This is a genomic window from Ruegeria arenilitoris, from assembly GCF_013030265.1.
In the GTDB taxonomy this organism is placed as follows: domain Bacteria; phylum Pseudomonadota; class Alphaproteobacteria; order Rhodobacterales; family Rhodobacteraceae; genus Ruegeria; species Ruegeria arenilitoris_E.
On the sequence record NZ_WPZQ01000003.1, the window covers coordinates 158,234 to 175,336 of the forward strand.

Sequence of the window (17,103 nt, forward strand, 5' to 3'; positions counted from 1 at the left end):
GTTTATGTGACGCTACGCAAGGCACTGCATGGCAACACATAGTTTTGCCAATCGGCGACCGGTAAACCCTTGAATTTGTATCATTCGATTATTCATAGGCGCACTGGTTTTGCCTATTGCGACGCAAAGATCTTCCATCACATCAGAGTAACCCAATATTCCTCGCCAAACGGGCCTCCCGCAGTCAGTCAACGTTATCAAGAGCGGTCAGACCGATTTCAAAATGGTTTTGGTGAGGGCTGCACCCAATTTCAGGCAGAGGCGATGTATCTGGATAAGATCAAGATCTCTACTCTGCGGGCGCTTTCGCATTCGACCTCGAATGTAGAGTTCAAATGCCGATGGCAGGAACATTTCAAAATTTTTACACGCGCTTTGAGCCTCATCGAGGTGCTCCATGATCAAGGAGGCAAAGTCGTATGTAGTATGAGAAGGCGGACAGGACGAGAGTGTCGTCAGTGCGCAACTAAACTAATTGCAACTCCAAATCATAAGGGTGACACTCAGAAACCCTGATACAAGACATTTCGGATGTCTCATAAATCAATTTAGACTTGTCAGTTTGTAAGAAGCAAATGACGCCGCACTATAGGGGTTCAATGCCCGACAAAGTCGCGCTTGCGCTGCCAAAGAGAATAGTCACCATTCAGCTTAGTCTGTCCGGTTTGGGCCATGGCAATACTCAACTCTTGGCTAAGAACATCCCACATTTGTTCTAAACCTGCCTCTCCGGCAGCTGCGATCGCAAACTGCAGTATCCGTCCAACAAAGACGAAGTCGGCCCCAAGTGTCAGGGCCTTAAGAACGTCCTCTCCTGACCATATCCCGCTGTCGTAGAAGAGGGGAAAATCCGACCCAAGGTCTGATCGAATATTTGTGAGCATCTCGATCGGCGCGGGGCTTGCCTCCAGCTGCCGTGCGCCATGGCTTGAGACTTGAATAGCATCAACGCCTGCAGACCGCAGTGCGCGGGCGTCCTCGATGTCCAGCACCCCTTTCACCACCAGTTTTCCAGGCCAGAGATCCCGCAGCCGGGCCAGCGTGTCCCATGTGGCCCGGGCTCGGCTCTCGGTGCGGTCGAAGTCATAACCCTTCATCTTGAAATTCGCCATTTCTGGCCTGCCTGCGACAAGCGTCTTAAGCGACCAACCGGGATGCATGGCAAAGTCGAATAACTGTCTGGGGCCGATACGGAAGGGCATTGTGAAGCCGTGGCGCAGCTCACGCGGCCGGCGGCCGACTTCGGGGACATCCACTGTCAACACAAGGGTTTGGTAACCGGCCGCCTTGGCGCGTTCGGCCAGCTTATAAGTGCCGCTACCGTCGCCACTGAAGTAAAGCTGGAACCAAGCATATCCTTGCGCTGCCTCCAGGATGGTTTCAAGCGGGGTGGAGGCAACGGTTGAGACGCCGTGGGGTACACGGTAGCGCGCCGCCAGCCTTGCCAGCATCAGGTCGGCACCTGGAGCGGCCAGATTGCACATACCCATGGGGGCGATGCCAAAGGGGCGGTCTGCGTCGGCGCCGAAAACCTGTGATGCCAGGGACCGTCGGCTGACGTCACACAGGATGCGGGGCCGCAGGGTGATGGCGTCCAGCGCGACACGATTGCGCGCTGCCCCGGTTTCACGCCCCGCGGCACCATCAATGTAGTCAAACACCATCCAAGGGAGCCGCCGCCGGGCAAGGCGGCGGGCGTCCTCGGCCGAATGGATGGCGTTTGCGCCCATCAGTTGGCAACAGCCTTCATGAACCGATCGCGGATTACCACCGGGTCCATAGTGATCACAGGCATCTTGGCGTTGCCGCTGTCGCACTTGACCACCAGCACCGTGGCCTCGCCGCTGGATAGGGCTTCTTCTAACGCTGGTCCGGTGTCCTTATCCTGCACCTCCACCACTTTGGCGCAACCGGCTGCGCGGGCCATCGCGGCCAGATCGGTGCGCTGGCTGGTGTAGGTTGGTTGATCACCGGTAGAGCCATAGGAGCCATTGTCGATGATCATCAGGATGTAGTTGCCGGGTGCGTTGTTACCGATAGTGGGCAGGGTCCCGAGGTTGGTCAGGATCGAGCCGTCACCGTCAATCACGATCACTGGTTTAGGCTGTGCGAGCGCCACCCCAAGCCCGATGGAGGAGGCCAGCCCCATGGTTCCCAACATGTAGAAATTGCTTGGCTGGTCATCGATCGCATGCAGTTCCTGCGACGGGATGCCAATGTTACACACAACCAGTTCGTTACGAAGAATTGGCGCGATCTCTTTAAGGATTTCGGAGCGGATCATTGGTCGCCATAGCCTCCCCAGAAATTGGCGTCAGTCAGGATGGCAACGGGTTTGTTGCACATGAAGGTGTATTTCAGAATGTTGTCCAACTCCTCGACGTCCTTCTGCCAATGAAAGTGGTAGGTCGGTATATTGAGTTGCGCCAAAAGCGCCTTGGTGTGAACCGCCATTTCGACCTGACAAGCCACTGGCTCGCGCAGTTCGCCGCGGTAGGAGATCAGCATCGGCAGCGGCATCCGGTAGTACTGGATCAATGTGGCCAGCGTGTTGATCGTTACGCCGATGGCGGTGTTCTGCATGATGATTGCGGGCCGCTTGCCACCCATCCAGGCCCCGGCACACAGCCCCATACCTTCATCTTCCTTGTTGGACGGGATGTGAAAGATATCGTCACGCTGATCAATCTCTTCGATCACTCCCGCCAGCTGTTTGCAGGGCACCGTTGTGACGAAAGAGACGTCATTGGCCGCCAGATCGTCAGCGATCCTTTTGTCTATGTTCATAGTTGATTGCCTTTGTTGCGGATGTTCTTTGTTCAAAGTCATGTGGTGCGGCAAACATGTACAGCACAAGGTGCATGCCGGACCACTCGTGCGGCAGTCGAGCCCAGGAAAAAGTCGCTGAGACCTGGTTTGTGAGAACCGACGACGATGCAGTCCACACCGTTTTTTGCGGCGTATTCAACGATGCCACGGTATGAACGCCCCTTGACGATCACTGTCGTGACATCGCTGTAGTCTGCAGTTTTTTTGGCAAGCTGCTGGTGGGCCATGTCCAAACCATCGCGCACAGCATCCTCGTCCAAAAAGGTGCTGACGGAACCATGCGGCGCCTCATAGACATGCAACGCGGTGATCCGCCCACCCGGATTGCTCAGGGTGGCAGCAGCTTTCAGCGTGGTTCCGGAAACCCCGTGATCCAGAGCCATGGGAACCAGGATATTGTTATACATGGTAGCTCTCCATTTGATTGGCGCGTGGCTTCAGGCCCAAGGGTCAAGAATGATCTTCGGGGCCGCGACCGCGCCTTGCCGCAAATCGCGGAAGGCCGCAGCCCCGTCTGACAGCGGCCGGTGTTCGGGCCAGTCCAGCGGGCCCAAGCGACCATCAAAGATGGCATGCGCGGTGTCGCGAAAATCCTGTGCGGTGTATGTATAGGTGCCGATGAAAGTGATTTCCTGTAGCGTCATGCGGCGCACATCCAGACCACCTGAGTCTTCTCCCAAACCCACATGAACGATCACTCCGCCAGGTGCGACGGCAGTAGAGGCAGCCGCTCGCGTTGCTCTGTAGCCTACTGCGTCTACGACCAATGGAACCATGCCCTGAAATTCAGCGGCCGTCTGCTGCTTGCAGCGGTCTGCCAGAAAAGCCCTTCGGGCCGCATTGGGCTCTTGGATAGTCACATCCTCGATCCCTATCGCCCGCAATGCTAGCGCTGCGGCCAGCCCGATTGCGCCCCCGCCAATCACCAATGCGCGACGCTCCATCGCGGGATGCAGCGCCTCTAGTGCCAGCCGGGCCGCGTGCCAACTGACGGCAAGCGGTTCCGCCAGAGCGGCTTTTTCCAGCGGCACTTCATCGGGAACTGTAACAAGATTGCGCTCTGGTATCGCGACGAACTGGGCAAAAGCCCCTTCGCGCGGAGGCATTGAGATGATTTGGCGGTCGGCGCAGAGGTTTTCGCGCCCTGAGGTGCAGGCGGCGCAGACACCGCAGGTCACCAGCGGGTTGATCGTGACACGCCGCCCCGCCAGCGGTCCTTCTTCGATCACGCCGGCGGCTTCGTGGCCCAGAATCAAAGGAGCGGGCCTGCGGTTGTCATGACCCAAATAGGCATGCATGTCAGACCCACAGATGCCAGAGGCGGCAATGCGGACAAGATGCTCCCCGGTTTGGGGCGCGGCGATTGGCACATCTCGCACACAGAGCGTCTCTACACCTTCGTAAACCAAGGCCTTCATTTCGCTGTAAACCCCCCGTCAACCATCAGGATTTGGCCGGTCACATAAGCTGACGCCTCCGAACACAAGAACAAGAGCGGCCCATCGATGTCTTCCAACCGACCATTACGGCCGATGCAGGTTTGTGCGGCGTTACGGGCAGCGCGTTCCTCATCGCTAAACACGGTTTCGGTTAGTTCGGTCGGAAAGAACCCAGGCCCGATCGCATTGGCGGTGATGCCAAAGCGTGACCAGGCCTCTGCCATTGCTCGGGTCAATTGGCCTATGCCACCTTTGCTGGCACCATAAGCGATGCCGCCGGGAAAGGCGCGGGTGGTTTGGAGAGATGCGAAATTGACAATCCGACCCCAGCCGCGTTCCCGCATTGCAGGCGTCAATGCTTGACTAAGAAAGAACGGGGCCGAGAGATTCAAATCCAGAGTTTTGTTCCATTCAGCGATCGTTACATCATCAGCAGCCTGCCGTGTGTTGATGCCTGCTGCGTGAACCAAAATATCCGGCGGGCCAAAGGGCGTTGAGATCTGATCTCTCAGCGCCTCGAGTCTGCTGTTATCCGCAACATCAGCCGCCACATGTGCAGCGGATGGTCCGATCTCGGCGCTTAGGTTGGCCAATGCCTCCTCTCTGCGCGCAATTACCACCACTTTTGCCCCGGCGGCTGCGAGGGCAACCGCCGCTCGCCGGCCCAACCCAGAGCTGGCACCAGTGATACAGGCGGTGCGGCCTGTCAGGTCGAACAGGGCGCTCGGGTTAGCCATTTGCGGTCAGGTCAAAGGTTTCGTCCGGGAAGTATTTGGCCAGCCGCACATCGGCAGCGCGGGCGTGGCCCTCCATCCCTTCCAGCCGGGCGATCCGCGCAGTGGCCTCGGCCACTGGTTTCGAACCGTCACGGGATGCGCGCTGCCAGGTGACTATCTTCATGTATTTGTGGACCGAAAGCCCGCCGGTGTAGCTGGCTGCGCGCGAGGTAGGAAGCACGTGATTTGTGCCTGCAGCCTTGTCGCCATAAGACACCGTGGTCTCCTCGCCCAGAAACAGCGAGCCATAGCAAGTGAGTCGATCCAGCCACCATTCCAGATCCTCGGCTTGCACGGTCAGATGCTCAGGCGCGTATTCGTCGGAACAGGCCGCCATATCTTCTCGGTCTGCACACAGGATCACCTCGGCATAGTCGCGCCATGCGGCGGCGGCATTCTCGCGGTTCACTTCTGGCAAGTCGTCAATGTATCCCGGCACCAGCCGCATAACTTCTTCCGCCAGGGCGCGATCATCAGTTACCAGCCAGACCGGAGAGTTGTAGCCATGCTCGGCCTGGCTCACCAGATCGGTAGCGACGATGTGAGCATCTGCGGTGCCGTCAGCCAGGATCAGGCTGTCGGTGGGGCCTGCGATCATATCGATGCCGACGCGGCCAAACAGGATGCGCTTCGCCTCGGCGACAAACTGGTTACCGGGACCCACCAGGATGTTTGCCTTGGGCAGGCCAAAGAGGCCAAAGGTCATCGCCGCAACCCCCTGCACACCGCCCATTGCCATGATCTTGTCGGCACCGCAGATGTGAGCGGCATAGATGATGGCAGGGGCCACGCCCACGCCGGGGCGCGGCGGTGAACAAGCGGTGATATGCTTGCAGCCTGCCACTTTGGCGGTGGTCACAGTCATGATGGCGCTGGCAATATGGCTGTAGCGCCCGCCCGGCACATAGCACCCGGCCGCATCCACCGGGATCGCCTTTTGTCCGGTGATGAAACCGGGCGAGATTTCCATCTCCACGTCATGCACCGTGCCCTTCTGCAACTGTGCAAAGCGGCGGACATTGTCGTGGGAAAACCGAATATCGGCCTTCAGCTTTTCCGGCACCAAGGCGCAGGCTGCCTCGATCTCTTCCGGGGTCAGCAAAACGTTGCCTTCGTATTGGTCGAATTTCGCGGCGTACTCCAAAGCCTTGGCATCGCCTCCAGCCTCAATGTCGTCGAGGATGCCCTGCACGATCTTATGAGTTTCAGACGCGTCCGACTTAGGAGTCAGGGTAGCCTTTTTCAGATATTCACGGGTCATTTCCAAGGGGTCCTACTTGTAGATATCAGGAAGCAGCGTGGTTGAGATCGGCGGGAAATAGGCGATTAACAGCACCACGATTAGCATGGTCAGAACAAAGGGCACAGCGCGGGCAGCTATCTTGAGAATAGACTCGCCTGTTATGCCCGATACGACAAAAAGGTTGAGGCCCAGCGGCGGGGTGATGAACCCCACCCCAAGCGCGGTGATCATCATGATGCAGAACTGGATTTCATTCATGCCGATGTTATCCGCCAAAGGCTTCAGAATAGGCGCTAGGATCACGATATTGGGCGTGGTTTCCATCACGCAGCCCGCAGCGATCAGTATGCAAATCATCAGCAGGATCAACAGGGCGGGATCATCTGTAAGACCGGTGACTGCGGTCACAAAGCCCTGAGGCACACCCATGATTGCCAGCGCCTCGGCCAACGGGGCGGAAAAGGCGATGATCGGCAGGATCACCCCGTTCACCTTGGCGGAGCTAACCAGCATGGCCGGAAAGTCCGCCAGTTTCAGAGTGCCAAGGATGAAACCCATCACGATTGTAACAACAACTGCAGTGGCACCGGCCTCGGTTGGTGTCAGGCGTCCGGAAAAGATCCCATAGAAGATGATCCCCGGAACGATGAAGGCGTACCAGCCGGATTTCAGGGCTTTGCCAAGATTGCCCAGCCATTCGCCAAACCCCATGTTGCCGCCGGTCTCATAGGTATAAAGCCGGTTCATGATGATGTTGGTGATCAATATCGACACCAGGATCGCAAGGCCCGGGATCAGAGCGGCCAGAAACAAGGTTGAGGCAGAGATACCCAAAACCAAGCCAATGATAATGTAGGCAATGGAGGGCGGGATCAGAATGCCGGTACAAGCGCCCGCCGCCACCAAGGCGCAAGCGTAAGGGCGCGGATAGCCGCTTTCGACCAGGCGGTTAATGGTCATTCGTCCCACGGCTGCGGCGCCGGCTGCGTCAGATCCCGAGATCGCCGCAAACATACCGCAAACCAGAACCGTGGCTGATCCGAAACCACCTCGGGTCCAGCAGGTCAACGCCTCGGCCACATCCAGAAATTTTTTACTGAGGCCGGTTCGGACCAGAACGTCTCCGGTCAGAATGAAAAGCGGCACCGCGGTCAGCGCAAAGGCATCGATGCCAGTGAACAGGCTTTCGCCGATAGCGCTCAGCGGCAAGTCTCCGGACATGACCAACATGGTGATGGCCGCGGCTCCAATCGCGGCCCAGACCGGCACCGCGAGCGCGATCAGAGCAACGAACATGATCACCGGAACGTAGAAATCCCAGCCGAGCTCGACTGTTTGATTAAGTGAATTCCACAGCATCGCTCAGGCCTCTCAATCAAACAGCTTGTCGCCCTCGAAGACGGGTGTACCGTCACGAAGGCTGCGCAGATCGCGCCGGAAAGACTGGAGCAATCGCCAGATCATCAAGGTGAATCCCAACGGCACCGCAGCAAGGAACCAGACCATCGAAATCCGCAGGCCATGGCTGACGGAGCCGAACTTGGCTGAGACATGCACCGTTTCGAAGGACCAATAAAGCGCCACCAGCGCGACTACGAACATCACCAGATCACCAAAGATGTAGATCAGCGCCTTGGTCCGCGGGCCGAGGTAATGCAGGATCACGTCGATACGGATATGAGCGCGCTCTTTGACCGCCGCCGCAGCGCCGATCCAAGCCAGATAAATGAAGGAATAGCGGACGATTTCCTCGCCCCAGATCGAGGAATAGGCAAACAGCTCGCGCCGTATCACTTCAATCGCCATCGTGACGACCAGCATTGTGTAGAACACCAGAAGCAGCCAACGTTCTGCGTTCTGGTCAATGGTTCGCAGGATGTTCATTGCCATTCCCGGTGTTCAGGCACACCCTTGCGTCCAGCCTGGCGAGCTGCAGCGAAGGCGGCTGTTGAAGAATAGGGCGGGCGCTTTCCAGCGCCCTGGCCCGGTAATGCTCAGGCGTCGTGCACGTAGTATTTTCCTTGCGTGCCAGCGGCCTCCTCGAGCTTGGCGAAGTTGTCCATGGAGCCTGCAAGTTCAGTCTTGAAGGAATCCCATTCGCTAAGCTGATACCCGCCAGCCTCTTTCCACTCGCCCAGTTGGTCATCGCTAAGGGCATGGAATTCGACACCGGCCTTGGCCAATTCCGCCATTGCATAGGCACGGGCCGAAGGCACTTTGGCCAAGTTCTGATGCGCCGTCAGCTCGGACCCCCACATCACACCTTCCTGAACATCGGCAGGCAGCGAATTGAACCACTCGAGGTTACAGGAATAGACTTGGCTGTCCGGCACTGCCTGAGTGAATGTCACATGGCTCAGGATGTCTTTGAAGCCAAAGACATAGAGTGCCCCGACAGATGGATCGAGCGCATCCGCAACGCCCTGTTTGATTGCCGAAGGTGTCTCACCCCAGGCCACAGGTGTCGGGTTGGCGCCGACCATGCGGTAATACTGCTGCAGCATTTTCGATCCCGGTACTCGGAACTTCACTCCGGCCATGTCACCGGGTGACATCACGGCATTGCCACCTTTGCGCACTGCGACAACGCGGGGATCGATGTTCACATAGAACAGAGCTTTGAACCCGTTGGCTTCAACGTTGGGGTGTACCTCGGACTTCCAGAAGTCTGAATTCACCAGGTTGGTGAACCGCTGGTTGGAGCCGCAAAGATAGGGCATGTTGATCAGGTCAACGGTGGAGGCAAAGGGTGCAAAATTCGACAGGGAGTGCTGCGCCGCCTGAATGGTGCCGCCCTGAACCTTTTGCACCAATGCACCACCGGCACCCAGCTGGCCTCCCGGCGCCAGTTTGACATAGATTTTCCCGTTGGTGGCGTTCTGGATGTTTTCCTTCAGATCCAACTGCATAATCGGATAACTGCGCGACGCCCCTAATACATAGGCAGTGGCAACGGTCATGACATGATCTGCTGCACTCTCGCGCTCTTTCTCTTCCTTGGCGGTTTGAGCAGCGGCTTCTGAGGACCACAGCACACCGCCAGCACCGGCCACCACAGCCGCAGTGAATGAACCGGTTGAGGCCAGTTTCAGAAAATTCCGGCGCTCAGCAGATTTGAGGCCATCCTTGGCATTCGTCATTGTCTTCCTCCCTATTGATCCGTCAGCTGCCGTTTTTGTTCTTTTGGTCAGCTTCGCGTTTGAGAATGGCCGCTACGAACAGGATCGAGGCGGCAAACAGAACCAGCATTTCTCCGACATCTCCTAAGAAAGCACCGCCGCCAAAGGCGCCCAACGCGACATTGGCAAAAAACACCGCAAAGACGGCAGCAGCAGCCCAAAGGAACATCTTAGAACTCCGGAATCGCATCTCGAATCTATTTGTAAGCGCTTACATTGATAATGCAAGCGCTTACATTCGTGGATGGCAGGCGCAGGTTTTTATGTTATGACAAGGCTCAAAGTCACAGCGGGCAACACATGGGAAAAAACCGTTCAGTTCCGACACTTAACGATGTCGCCAAGGCGGCGGGCGTATCAACCGCGACGGTTTCTCGATGCCTGAATTCACCGGATCAGGTCATTGAAGCTACCCGACAGCGTGTCATGCAGGCAGTCGAATCGCTGGGCTACACGCCAAACTTCGCGGCCCGGGTTATGGCGGCGAAGCGCAGCTACACTATCGGCGCCATTATTCCCACTATGGACAACGCTATCTTTGCCCGCGGGTTGCAGGAGTTTCAGGACCAACTTCGCGAGAGCGGCTACACACTTCTGGTGTCCAGTTCAGCGTATGATCCCGAAGTGGAATGGGAACAGATCCGCGCACTGGTTGCGCGCGGCGCAGACGGTCTGCTGCTGATCGGGTATGCACGCGACGCGGAAATCTATTCCTACCTTGAACGCCATCAGGTTCCGTCTCTGGTCGCCTGGTCCTACGATCCAGAAGCGCATCGTCCCTCTGTTGGTTTCGATAATTTAAATGCCATGGGAAAGCTGGCGCAAGCTGTCATTTCAGCGGGCCACCAGCGGATCGCGATGATTTCGGGCCAGACTTTGGGCAACGACCGGGCGCAAAGTCGTGTGGATGGCGTCAGACAGACCATGGCAGAGAGCGGTCTGGACGCAAATTCCCTGACACTGATTGAGACGGACTATGAGATTGAAAAAGGTGCCGAGGCTTTTCAGCAGCTCATGTCGCTTACTCCGAGGCCGACGGTTGTTATGTGCGGGAACGACGTACTGGCAGCGGGAGCCCTGCGTGAGGCGGGAAGGCTGGGGATAAAAGTACCTGAGCAAGTCTCTGTAACGGGCTTTGACGATATTGAGCTTGCTGAGATCGTCAGTCCGGCATTGACCACTGTTCATGTTCCCCACCGGGAAATGGGGCGTAAAGCTGCGCGCGAGTTGACTGCCATGGTCGAAGGTAATTCGGATGGCCGGTCAATCTGTATAAATACAAGGCTTGTGAACCGCTGTTCCTTGGCAAGACCACCACGGCAACCATAGCCAAGGGCAGTTAGGAAAGCTTCAGGCACCTAGGAAACTCGCCTAATCCAGATGATCCTGAGAACAGATCTAACCATTGCAAAATGGATACAACGTTCTGTTTGGTCAGCAGCTGCAACTCGCGGCAGCTCTTTCATGAGGCACTGCCGTGAGTGAATGCTCCGTCAGGTTGCCAATGGCAGCTTTGATGAACGCTGCAATACGGAGGCTGGATGAAGAGAATAAGAAGAAAATACAGTTTCAGTTGAACGTGTTCAGAGGATCAGACTATATCCCGAGCTAAGAATAAGCCAAATTTTGGGTTTCATCCTTCAATTCCGATACCAATTTCAGCATCAGCACTAGACTGTTACGGCCTGCAGTAACTCATCGCGTGTCACGTCTTCCCTGGCGCCGTCGATTAACACTTCTCCACGTCGCAACGCGACAAATCTGTCGGCAAGATCATAGGCAAAGTCAAAATACTGCTCCACCAGGATGATTGCCATTCCGCTCGTAGTTCTGAGGTGCCGGATGACTTCGCCTATCTGTTGGATGATGTTGGGCTGAATACCTTCGGTCGGCTCGTCCAACAGCAGCAGGCGTGGTCGCGTTATCAGTGCTCGCGCTATCGCCAGCTGTTGCTGCTGACCGCCAGACAGGTCACCTCCGCGACGGTTTTGCATCTGCTTGAGAACCGGGAACATGTCAAAAATTTCATTTGGAATGAAATGCTCGCTGGCGGGCAGACAGGCGTACCCCGTTTCAAGGTTTTCGCGAACTGTGAGCAAAGGAAATATTTCACGACCTTGTGGAACATAAGCCACGCCTTTCCACGCCATTTGATGAGCAGGCAGAACGCCCAAAGTTTCCCCGTCCAGTTCCAGGTTACCACCCGAGCGCGGATGCGTACCTGATATTGCTTTCATCAGGCTGGTTTTCCCGACACCATTGGTCCCCATGACGCAAGTCACTTCACCTTGTCTGGCTTCCATGGATATCCCGTTAAGGATTTGCGAATGCCCATAATGTAAATTCAGATCAGTCAGCTTCAGCATTGATTAACGCCCTAGATATACGTCGATGACGTCCTGGTTAGATGTCACGTGATCAAGACTGCCTTCAGCCAAGGCGGACCCTTCGTGTAAAACCGTGACTTTGCAATTCAGGCGTCGGACAAATTCCATATCGTGCTCCACCACGACAACGGCACGGGTTTTGGCGGCATGTACCAGTAAGTCGGTGGTGTGTTCGCGCTCCTGCGGTGTCATGCCAGCGGCAGGTTCGTCCACCAGCAAGAGTCGTGGCTCCTGGGCCAGCAGCATGCCAATTTCCAGCCATTGTTTTTGACCGTGGCTCAGTTCACCAGCCTTGCGGCTTAGGTCATGATGCAGGCCGATTTCGACAGCCAGATCTTCAACTTTCTGCAAATCGTCAGTGGTGGTTCGATAGAAAATCACGTGAAGCCAGCCACGTTTGTTCTGAAGCGCCATCAGCAGATTTTCGTGCACGGTCTGGTCTTCGAAAACCGTTGGTTTCTGAAACTTCCGCCCGATCCCAGCCTGCGCAATTTTTGCTTCGGAGAGTCCCAATAGAGATACGGATTTCTCTCCCCAGATGACACGCCCTTCATCGGGCCGGGTTTTACCTGTTATGATGTCCATGAACGTGGTTTTCCCTGCCCCGTTCGGGCCGATCACTGCACGAAGTTCGACCTCGCCGATCTGGAACGACAAGTTGTTGATAGCTCGGAAACCGTCGAAAGTGACCGAAACACCGCTAACCTCAAGCAACGTGTTCATTCCATGGCCTCCTTCTCTCGCAGGGCGCCGTCATCTGGTCCCAGATTTGCCCCATGCCTGTCCGGGTGGCGGCGGTCGGTCCACAAGTCGAACAATCCTCCGATGCCCTGCGGGGCGAACAGCGTAACCAACACGAAAGTTACGCCCAGTAGCACCTGCCACCAGTCGACCCATTTGATCGTGTAAAACCCAAGCGAAATATCCGGGGCCTGCCCGCCCGTGAACCACGTGCTCAGAAGGCTGACAAATGCTGCGCCAATTACCGCACCGTACAAGCGACCTCGTCCACCGATTGCGACCCAGACGGCCAAATAAATCGAGGCGATGGGGGCCATCTCCTCGGGATTAATGATTCCAGCTTGCGGGTAATAAAGCGCGCCTGCAATGGCCGCGATGCAAGCAGTCAGGGTGAAGACGGCCAGCTTGTAGACCTCGACCGAGTAGCCAAGGAAGCGCACCCGTGCCTCGTTATCGCGAATGCCGCGGATGACCGAGCCGAACTTGCCTGACACGATCCATGCGGCCAGCATGTAGCCCAGACCCAGCGCCAGTGCTGAAGCCCAGAGGAACCAGATCGACACGACGTCCTGTGAGGTGGTGACACCTGGTAGGTTCTGTAAGCCGGACAACCCGTTATTGCCACGCAAGCCACTGTCGTTCTGGAACAGGTACAGGGCCAGCGCCAGAGTCATAGCCTGCGTCAAGATCGACAGATACACACCGGTGACACGGCTCCGGAAAGCCAACCATCCGAAGATCAGCGCCAGTAGACCGGGGACCAGCACGATCAGGATCAGTTGCAGTGTCAGGCTGTGGGAAAACGCCCAGATCAACGGAAATTCCGACGATCCGACAACGCCAAAGACTTGTGTAGCGATGGCGTCCACGACCTCTGCCGAAGTGGGTGGAATTTCGGCCTGTGCCAGCGAGTCTACCACGATCAGGCGTGTACGCTCGTACATCAGCCACATACCGATCATGTAGCCCCCCAGCCCGAAGAAGGCGAAGTGACCCAGCGACAGGATGCCGGTGAAGCCCCAGACCAGATCCATAGCCACTGCGATCAGGCAAAGGCACAGGGTTTTGCCTAACGTTTTGACGAAGCTGGTCGAGATCACACCGACCCCGAAACCCTCGGACAGGATCGTCACGCTCAGGGTGAACAGGGACAGGATGGCAAGAAAGACCAGCACGGATGGGTTCTTGGCGATAAAGCTGCGTTCCATGGCTCAATCCCCCGCCGCGCGGCCCCTGAGGGCGATGATGCCCCTTGGCCGGAACTGGATGAAAATGATGATGAAGATGATCATGTAGGTTTGGGCTGCTAGAGTGTTCGACGGGTTCATCCACTCGATACCTTTCTGCAGAAAGCCGATCATCCCGGCACCCGCCAGCGCGCCCCAGATGTTGCCGACACCGCCGACCACCACGGTCATGAAGCTTTGTACGATGTAATCGTTGCCCAGGTCCGAGGTGACCTTGGCAAAGAGGCCGATGGCGACACCCGCGATCCCGGCGATGCCCGAGCCCAGCCCGAAGGTCAGCATATTCACCCGCCCCGGATTGATCCCCATCGACCCCGCCATGCGCGGGTTCTGCGTCACCGCGCGCATCTCAAGCCCCAGACGAGTGCGCTTCATGATATAAAGGAACAGCCCCAGAAAGATCATCGCCAGCACAAAGATCGCGATGCGGATATAGCTGATCGCGACCACATCGTTCAGCACCCACGCCCCGTCGAGCCAACCCGGAGCGGTCAGCGGGCGGGCCTGTGTACCAAAGATGTTCTTGGCCAGTTGCTGCAGGGCAATTGAGATACCAAACGTCGCAAGCAGCGTCTCAAGTGGCCGGGCATAGAGCCAACGGATCACTAGCCGCTCCATCGCGACGCCCATGGCGAAGGTGACCGCAAAAGCCATCGGGATGGCGACGATGATCGACAGCGTATGGTCGGGGATGAACTGTTGCACCACGTAGCCGGTGTAGGCGCCCATCATGATGAACTCGCCATGGGCCATGTTGATCACGCCCATCACGCCGAAGGTGATGGCCAGACCAATGGCGGCGAGGAAATAAATCGACGCCAGTGAGATCGCGTCCAGCGTCAGGTCGAGTGTTTGGTTCAGGCCTACCTTTAGTTCTATCTGTTCCAGGGTTTTCTCGGCTGCTTCGGTGACCTCAGCAGACGGCTCGCCGTAGGTCTCGAAGAATACATGCGCGTTTACTGCAGCGTCGATGTCTGCGTCCGTGAATAAGGCTGGCACAAGCCCGGCCTCTGCCAGGGCGGCATACGCACGCTCGCGCATTGCATCTGAACTCAGTTGCGCGACGGGAATGTCACCTACACTACCACCGACAATGTTAGTCGATAGTGCCACTCTGATATCTACCGCTGAAACACGCGGTGGGGCGAGGTTTCCCGCAACGAGCAAGTCATATGCTTCGTCAGACGTTAAGGCTTCCGAGCCCGCTTCAAGAATAACTGCGACGTTCAGGTCCGTGGGCAATTCGAGAGCGGCGTGCCGGGAGGTGACGACCAAAGGATTCAGAGCGGCGCGAACATCTACGCCCAGATCGCCGGACACTTCTTCGATCGCGGCCACGCGGGCTGTGGTATCTTCGTCAAATCCAATCGTGAGCAACCGTTCGAGCCGTCGCTTTTGCGCCTTCAATTCTACGTCGGGTTCATCGCCTATCGAAGCGCGTAGTGGCTCTAAAAGTGCACTTTCAGGATCACGCTGAATGGACTGCAGGGCCGCCAGCCGCTTCGCGCGGTTGGGATCGGTCAGTTGGAACTGCACCAACGCTGTCCCAATCATCGCGCGGATACCGCTGTTGGGCTTCAACTGCTTAAGCTCGGATTTCTCAAACGTGCCGACGATCTCACCTGTATCGAAGTCGGTCAGTTCATACGACCGCCCCTCACCTTTCTGGCCAGCGAAGAACAGACCGTCAGACTTGCGCATCCACATGTTCTTGGCGGCCCAGGTCTCAAGCATTACTTGCGCCTGAGGCAAACCGCTCGACGCAATAGCATCAATCGCCGGTTTGATCGTCTTACGCGAGCTTTTGGCGATGATCTCCTGATGCTCTTGCAGGATCGGTTGCAGACCGACCTCTTGAGCGTTGGCAGTCAGGCAGGCGCACAGGATTGCGAGGCCCGCAAGGAAAAGTCGTACCATGTGGTGAAACCCGAATGTCTTTTGTGGCAAGGCGGGCAAACAAACCCGCCTTGCGCGGTCTGTTAGTAGTTCGACAGGGTCTGAACGCAGGTCTTGGTCTCGGTGTTGTACATACCGCAACCCAGCTCTTTCCAATCAGAGACCAGTACAGCCGACTCCGGAAGGAAGTCGGTCCATGCGTCACCCGGAACGACGTCGGTTTCGCTAATGATATCGAACTGGCCGTCTTCCTGAATCTCACCGATTAGAACCGGTTTCGCCAGGTGGTGGTTCGGCAACATCACAGCAGTGCCACCGGTCAGGTTCGGGAACTCCTGCCCGTACATCGCGGTGCGCACGGCATCGACTTCGGTCGAACCGGCCTCGGTCGCGGCGTTCACCCACATGTTGAAGCCGATGTAATGCGCCTCCATCGGGTCATTGGTCACGCGCTCGTCGCCCATGGTGGCTTTCCAGGTGTCCACGAATTCTGCGTTGGCTTCGGTATCCGCCGACTGGAAGTAGTTCCAAGCGGCAAGGTGACCGACGAGGTTGGTGGTATCCAAACCGGACAGTTCTTCCTCGCCGACCGAGAAGGCTACAACTGGAATATCGTCCGCCGAAACGCCAGCGGCTGCCAGTTCCTTGTAGAAACCGATATTGGCGTCACCGTTAATGGTCGAGATCACACCGACTTTCTTGCCATCCGCGCCCAGCGCGACTACGTCAGCCACGATCTTGGACCAGTCGGAATGGCCGAAAGGCGTGTAATTGACGAAGATATCGTCACCCGCGATGCCGTTCTGCTTCAGATAGCTTTCAAGAATATTGTTGGTGGTTCTGGGGTAGACATAGTCCGTGCCGAGCAGAGCAAATTTCTCGACCCCCAGTTCCTCCAGAAAATAGTCTGTCGCAGGGATTGCCTGCTGGTTCGGAGCGGCACCGGTGTAGAACACGTTCTTCGAACTTTCCTCACCCTCATACTGAACCGGGTAGAACAGCAAGCCGTTCAGCTCTTCGATGACCGGCAGCACCGATTTCCGGCTAACCGAGGTCCAGTTGCCAAAGATCACGTCCACCTCATGCACGGTCAGCAGCTCGCGCGCTTTTTCAGCAAATAGCGGCCAGTCGGATGCGGGGTCGACCACAACCGCCTCAAGCTGCTTGCCCAGCAGGCCGCCCTTCGCGTTTTGCTGATCGATCAGCATCAGCATCGTGTCTTTCAGCGTGGTTTCCGAGATCGCCATCGTGCCGGACAGCGAATGCAGCACGCCAACCTTGATCGTGTCTTCAGCCGACAGTGCGGCGGTGGCCATGGCAGCAAATACAAGTGATCCGGCGAGCGTGGATTTGAGCGATTTCATGT

17 protein-coding genes are annotated in these 17,103 nt (G+C 56.9%); 1 reads left to right on the forward strand and 16 read right to left on the reverse strand.

Annotation, left to right across the window (positions count from 1 at the left end; all coding sequences use genetic code 11):
- Positions 1-596: 596 nt before the first annotated feature.
- From GOX61_RS05985 to GOX61_RS06035, 11 genes are all read right to left on the reverse strand, one after another.
- Positions 597-1,730, reverse strand: a complete 1,134-nt coding sequence (locus GOX61_RS05985; protein ID WP_170332080.1) for an alpha-hydroxy acid oxidase — start codon at positions 1,728-1,730, stop codon at positions 597-599.
- The gene (comE, locus tag GOX61_RS05990; protein ID WP_170332082.1) at positions 1,730-2,284 is read right to left on the reverse strand and encodes a sulfopyruvate decarboxylase subunit beta; all 555 of its coding nucleotides are present in this window, start codon (positions 2,282-2,284) and stop codon (positions 1,730-1,732) included. The genes GOX61_RS05985 and comE overlap by 1 nt, the downstream gene beginning before the upstream one ends.
- Positions 2,281-2,787, reverse strand: coding sequence for a sulfopyruvate decarboxylase subunit alpha (gene comD / locus GOX61_RS05995; RefSeq protein ID WP_155150217.1), 507 nt, complete (start codon positions 2,785-2,787; stop codon positions 2,281-2,283). Before comD ends, comE begins: the two co-directional genes overlap by 4 nt.
- A gap of 38 nt (positions 2,788-2,825) precedes the next feature.
- Positions 2,826-3,236 (reverse strand): universal stress protein, encoded by a 411-nt coding sequence (locus GOX61_RS06000; RefSeq protein ID WP_170332085.1) that lies wholly within the window; start codon positions 3,234-3,236, stop codon positions 2,826-2,828.
- A 30-nt stretch (positions 3,237-3,266) separates the two neighbouring features.
- Positions 3,267-4,247 (reverse strand): alcohol dehydrogenase catalytic domain-containing protein, encoded by a 981-nt coding sequence (locus tag GOX61_RS06005; RefSeq protein WP_170332087.1) that lies wholly within the window; start codon positions 4,245-4,247, stop codon positions 3,267-3,269.
- On the reverse strand, positions 4,244-5,005 hold the full coding sequence (locus GOX61_RS06010) for an SDR family NAD(P)-dependent oxidoreductase (RefSeq protein ID WP_170332090.1): 762 nt from the start codon (positions 5,003-5,005) through the stop codon (positions 4,244-4,246). Before GOX61_RS06010 ends, GOX61_RS06005 begins: the two co-directional genes overlap by 4 nt.
- Complete coding sequence (gene hisD / locus GOX61_RS06015) at positions 4,998-6,305, reverse strand: histidinol dehydrogenase (protein ID WP_155150209.1); 1,308 nt, start codon at positions 6,303-6,305, stop codon at positions 4,998-5,000. The genes GOX61_RS06010 and hisD overlap by 8 nt, the downstream gene beginning before the upstream one ends.
- A 12-nt stretch (positions 6,306-6,317) precedes the next feature.
- Positions 6,318-7,646: a TRAP transporter large permease gene (locus GOX61_RS06020; protein WP_170332092.1), complete on the reverse strand. Its 1,329-nt coding sequence runs from the start codon at positions 7,644-7,646 to the stop codon at positions 6,318-6,320.
- A 12-nt stretch (positions 7,647-7,658) separates the two neighbouring features.
- Entirely contained in the window at positions 7,659-8,171 is a 513-nt protein-coding gene (locus GOX61_RS06025; RefSeq protein WP_170332094.1) for a TRAP transporter small permease, read from the reverse strand.
- Positions 8,172-8,281: 110 nt separating this feature from the next.
- On the reverse strand, positions 8,282-9,427 hold the full coding sequence (locus tag GOX61_RS06030) for a TRAP transporter substrate-binding protein (protein ID WP_170332096.1): 1,146 nt from the start codon (positions 9,425-9,427) through the stop codon (positions 8,282-8,284).
- A gap of 22 nt (positions 9,428-9,449) precedes the next feature.
- Positions 9,450-9,635: a hypothetical protein gene (locus GOX61_RS06035; protein WP_155150201.1), complete on the reverse strand. Its 186-nt coding sequence runs from the start codon at positions 9,633-9,635 to the stop codon at positions 9,450-9,452.
- Positions 9,636-9,766: 131 nt separating this feature from the next.
- Between GOX61_RS06035 and GOX61_RS06040 the strand changes: the two genes are divergently transcribed.
- Entirely contained in the window at positions 9,767-10,795 is a 1,029-nt protein-coding gene (locus GOX61_RS06040) for a LacI family DNA-binding transcriptional regulator (RefSeq protein WP_170332098.1), read from the forward strand.
- A 341-nt stretch (positions 10,796-11,136) separates the two neighbouring features.
- On the opposite strand, the gene urtE is transcribed toward GOX61_RS06040, so the two are convergent.
- From urtE to urtA, 5 genes are all read right to left on the reverse strand, one after another.
- A complete protein-coding gene (gene urtE / locus GOX61_RS06045; RefSeq protein WP_170332100.1) occupies positions 11,137-11,832 on the reverse strand; it encodes an urea ABC transporter ATP-binding subunit UrtE in 696 nt (231 codons plus the stop codon).
- 3 nt (positions 11,833-11,835) lie between these two features.
- Positions 11,836-12,576: an urea ABC transporter ATP-binding protein UrtD gene (gene urtD, locus GOX61_RS06050; protein WP_170332102.1), complete on the reverse strand. Its 741-nt coding sequence runs from the start codon at positions 12,574-12,576 to the stop codon at positions 11,836-11,838.
- On the reverse strand, positions 12,573-13,802 hold the full coding sequence (gene urtC, locus GOX61_RS06055; RefSeq protein ID WP_170332104.1) for an urea ABC transporter permease subunit UrtC: 1,230 nt from the start codon (positions 13,800-13,802) through the stop codon (positions 12,573-12,575). Before urtC ends, urtD begins: the two co-directional genes overlap by 4 nt.
- Positions 13,803-13,805: 3 nt before the next feature.
- Entirely contained in the window at positions 13,806-15,758 is a 1,953-nt protein-coding gene (gene urtB, locus GOX61_RS06060) for an urea ABC transporter permease subunit UrtB (RefSeq protein ID WP_170332106.1), read from the reverse strand.
- 62 nt (positions 15,759-15,820) lie between these two features.
- Positions 15,821-17,101: an urea ABC transporter substrate-binding protein gene (urtA, locus tag GOX61_RS06065; RefSeq protein WP_170332108.1), complete on the reverse strand. Its 1,281-nt coding sequence runs from the start codon at positions 17,099-17,101 to the stop codon at positions 15,821-15,823.
- Positions 17,102-17,103: the final 2 nt, after the last annotated feature.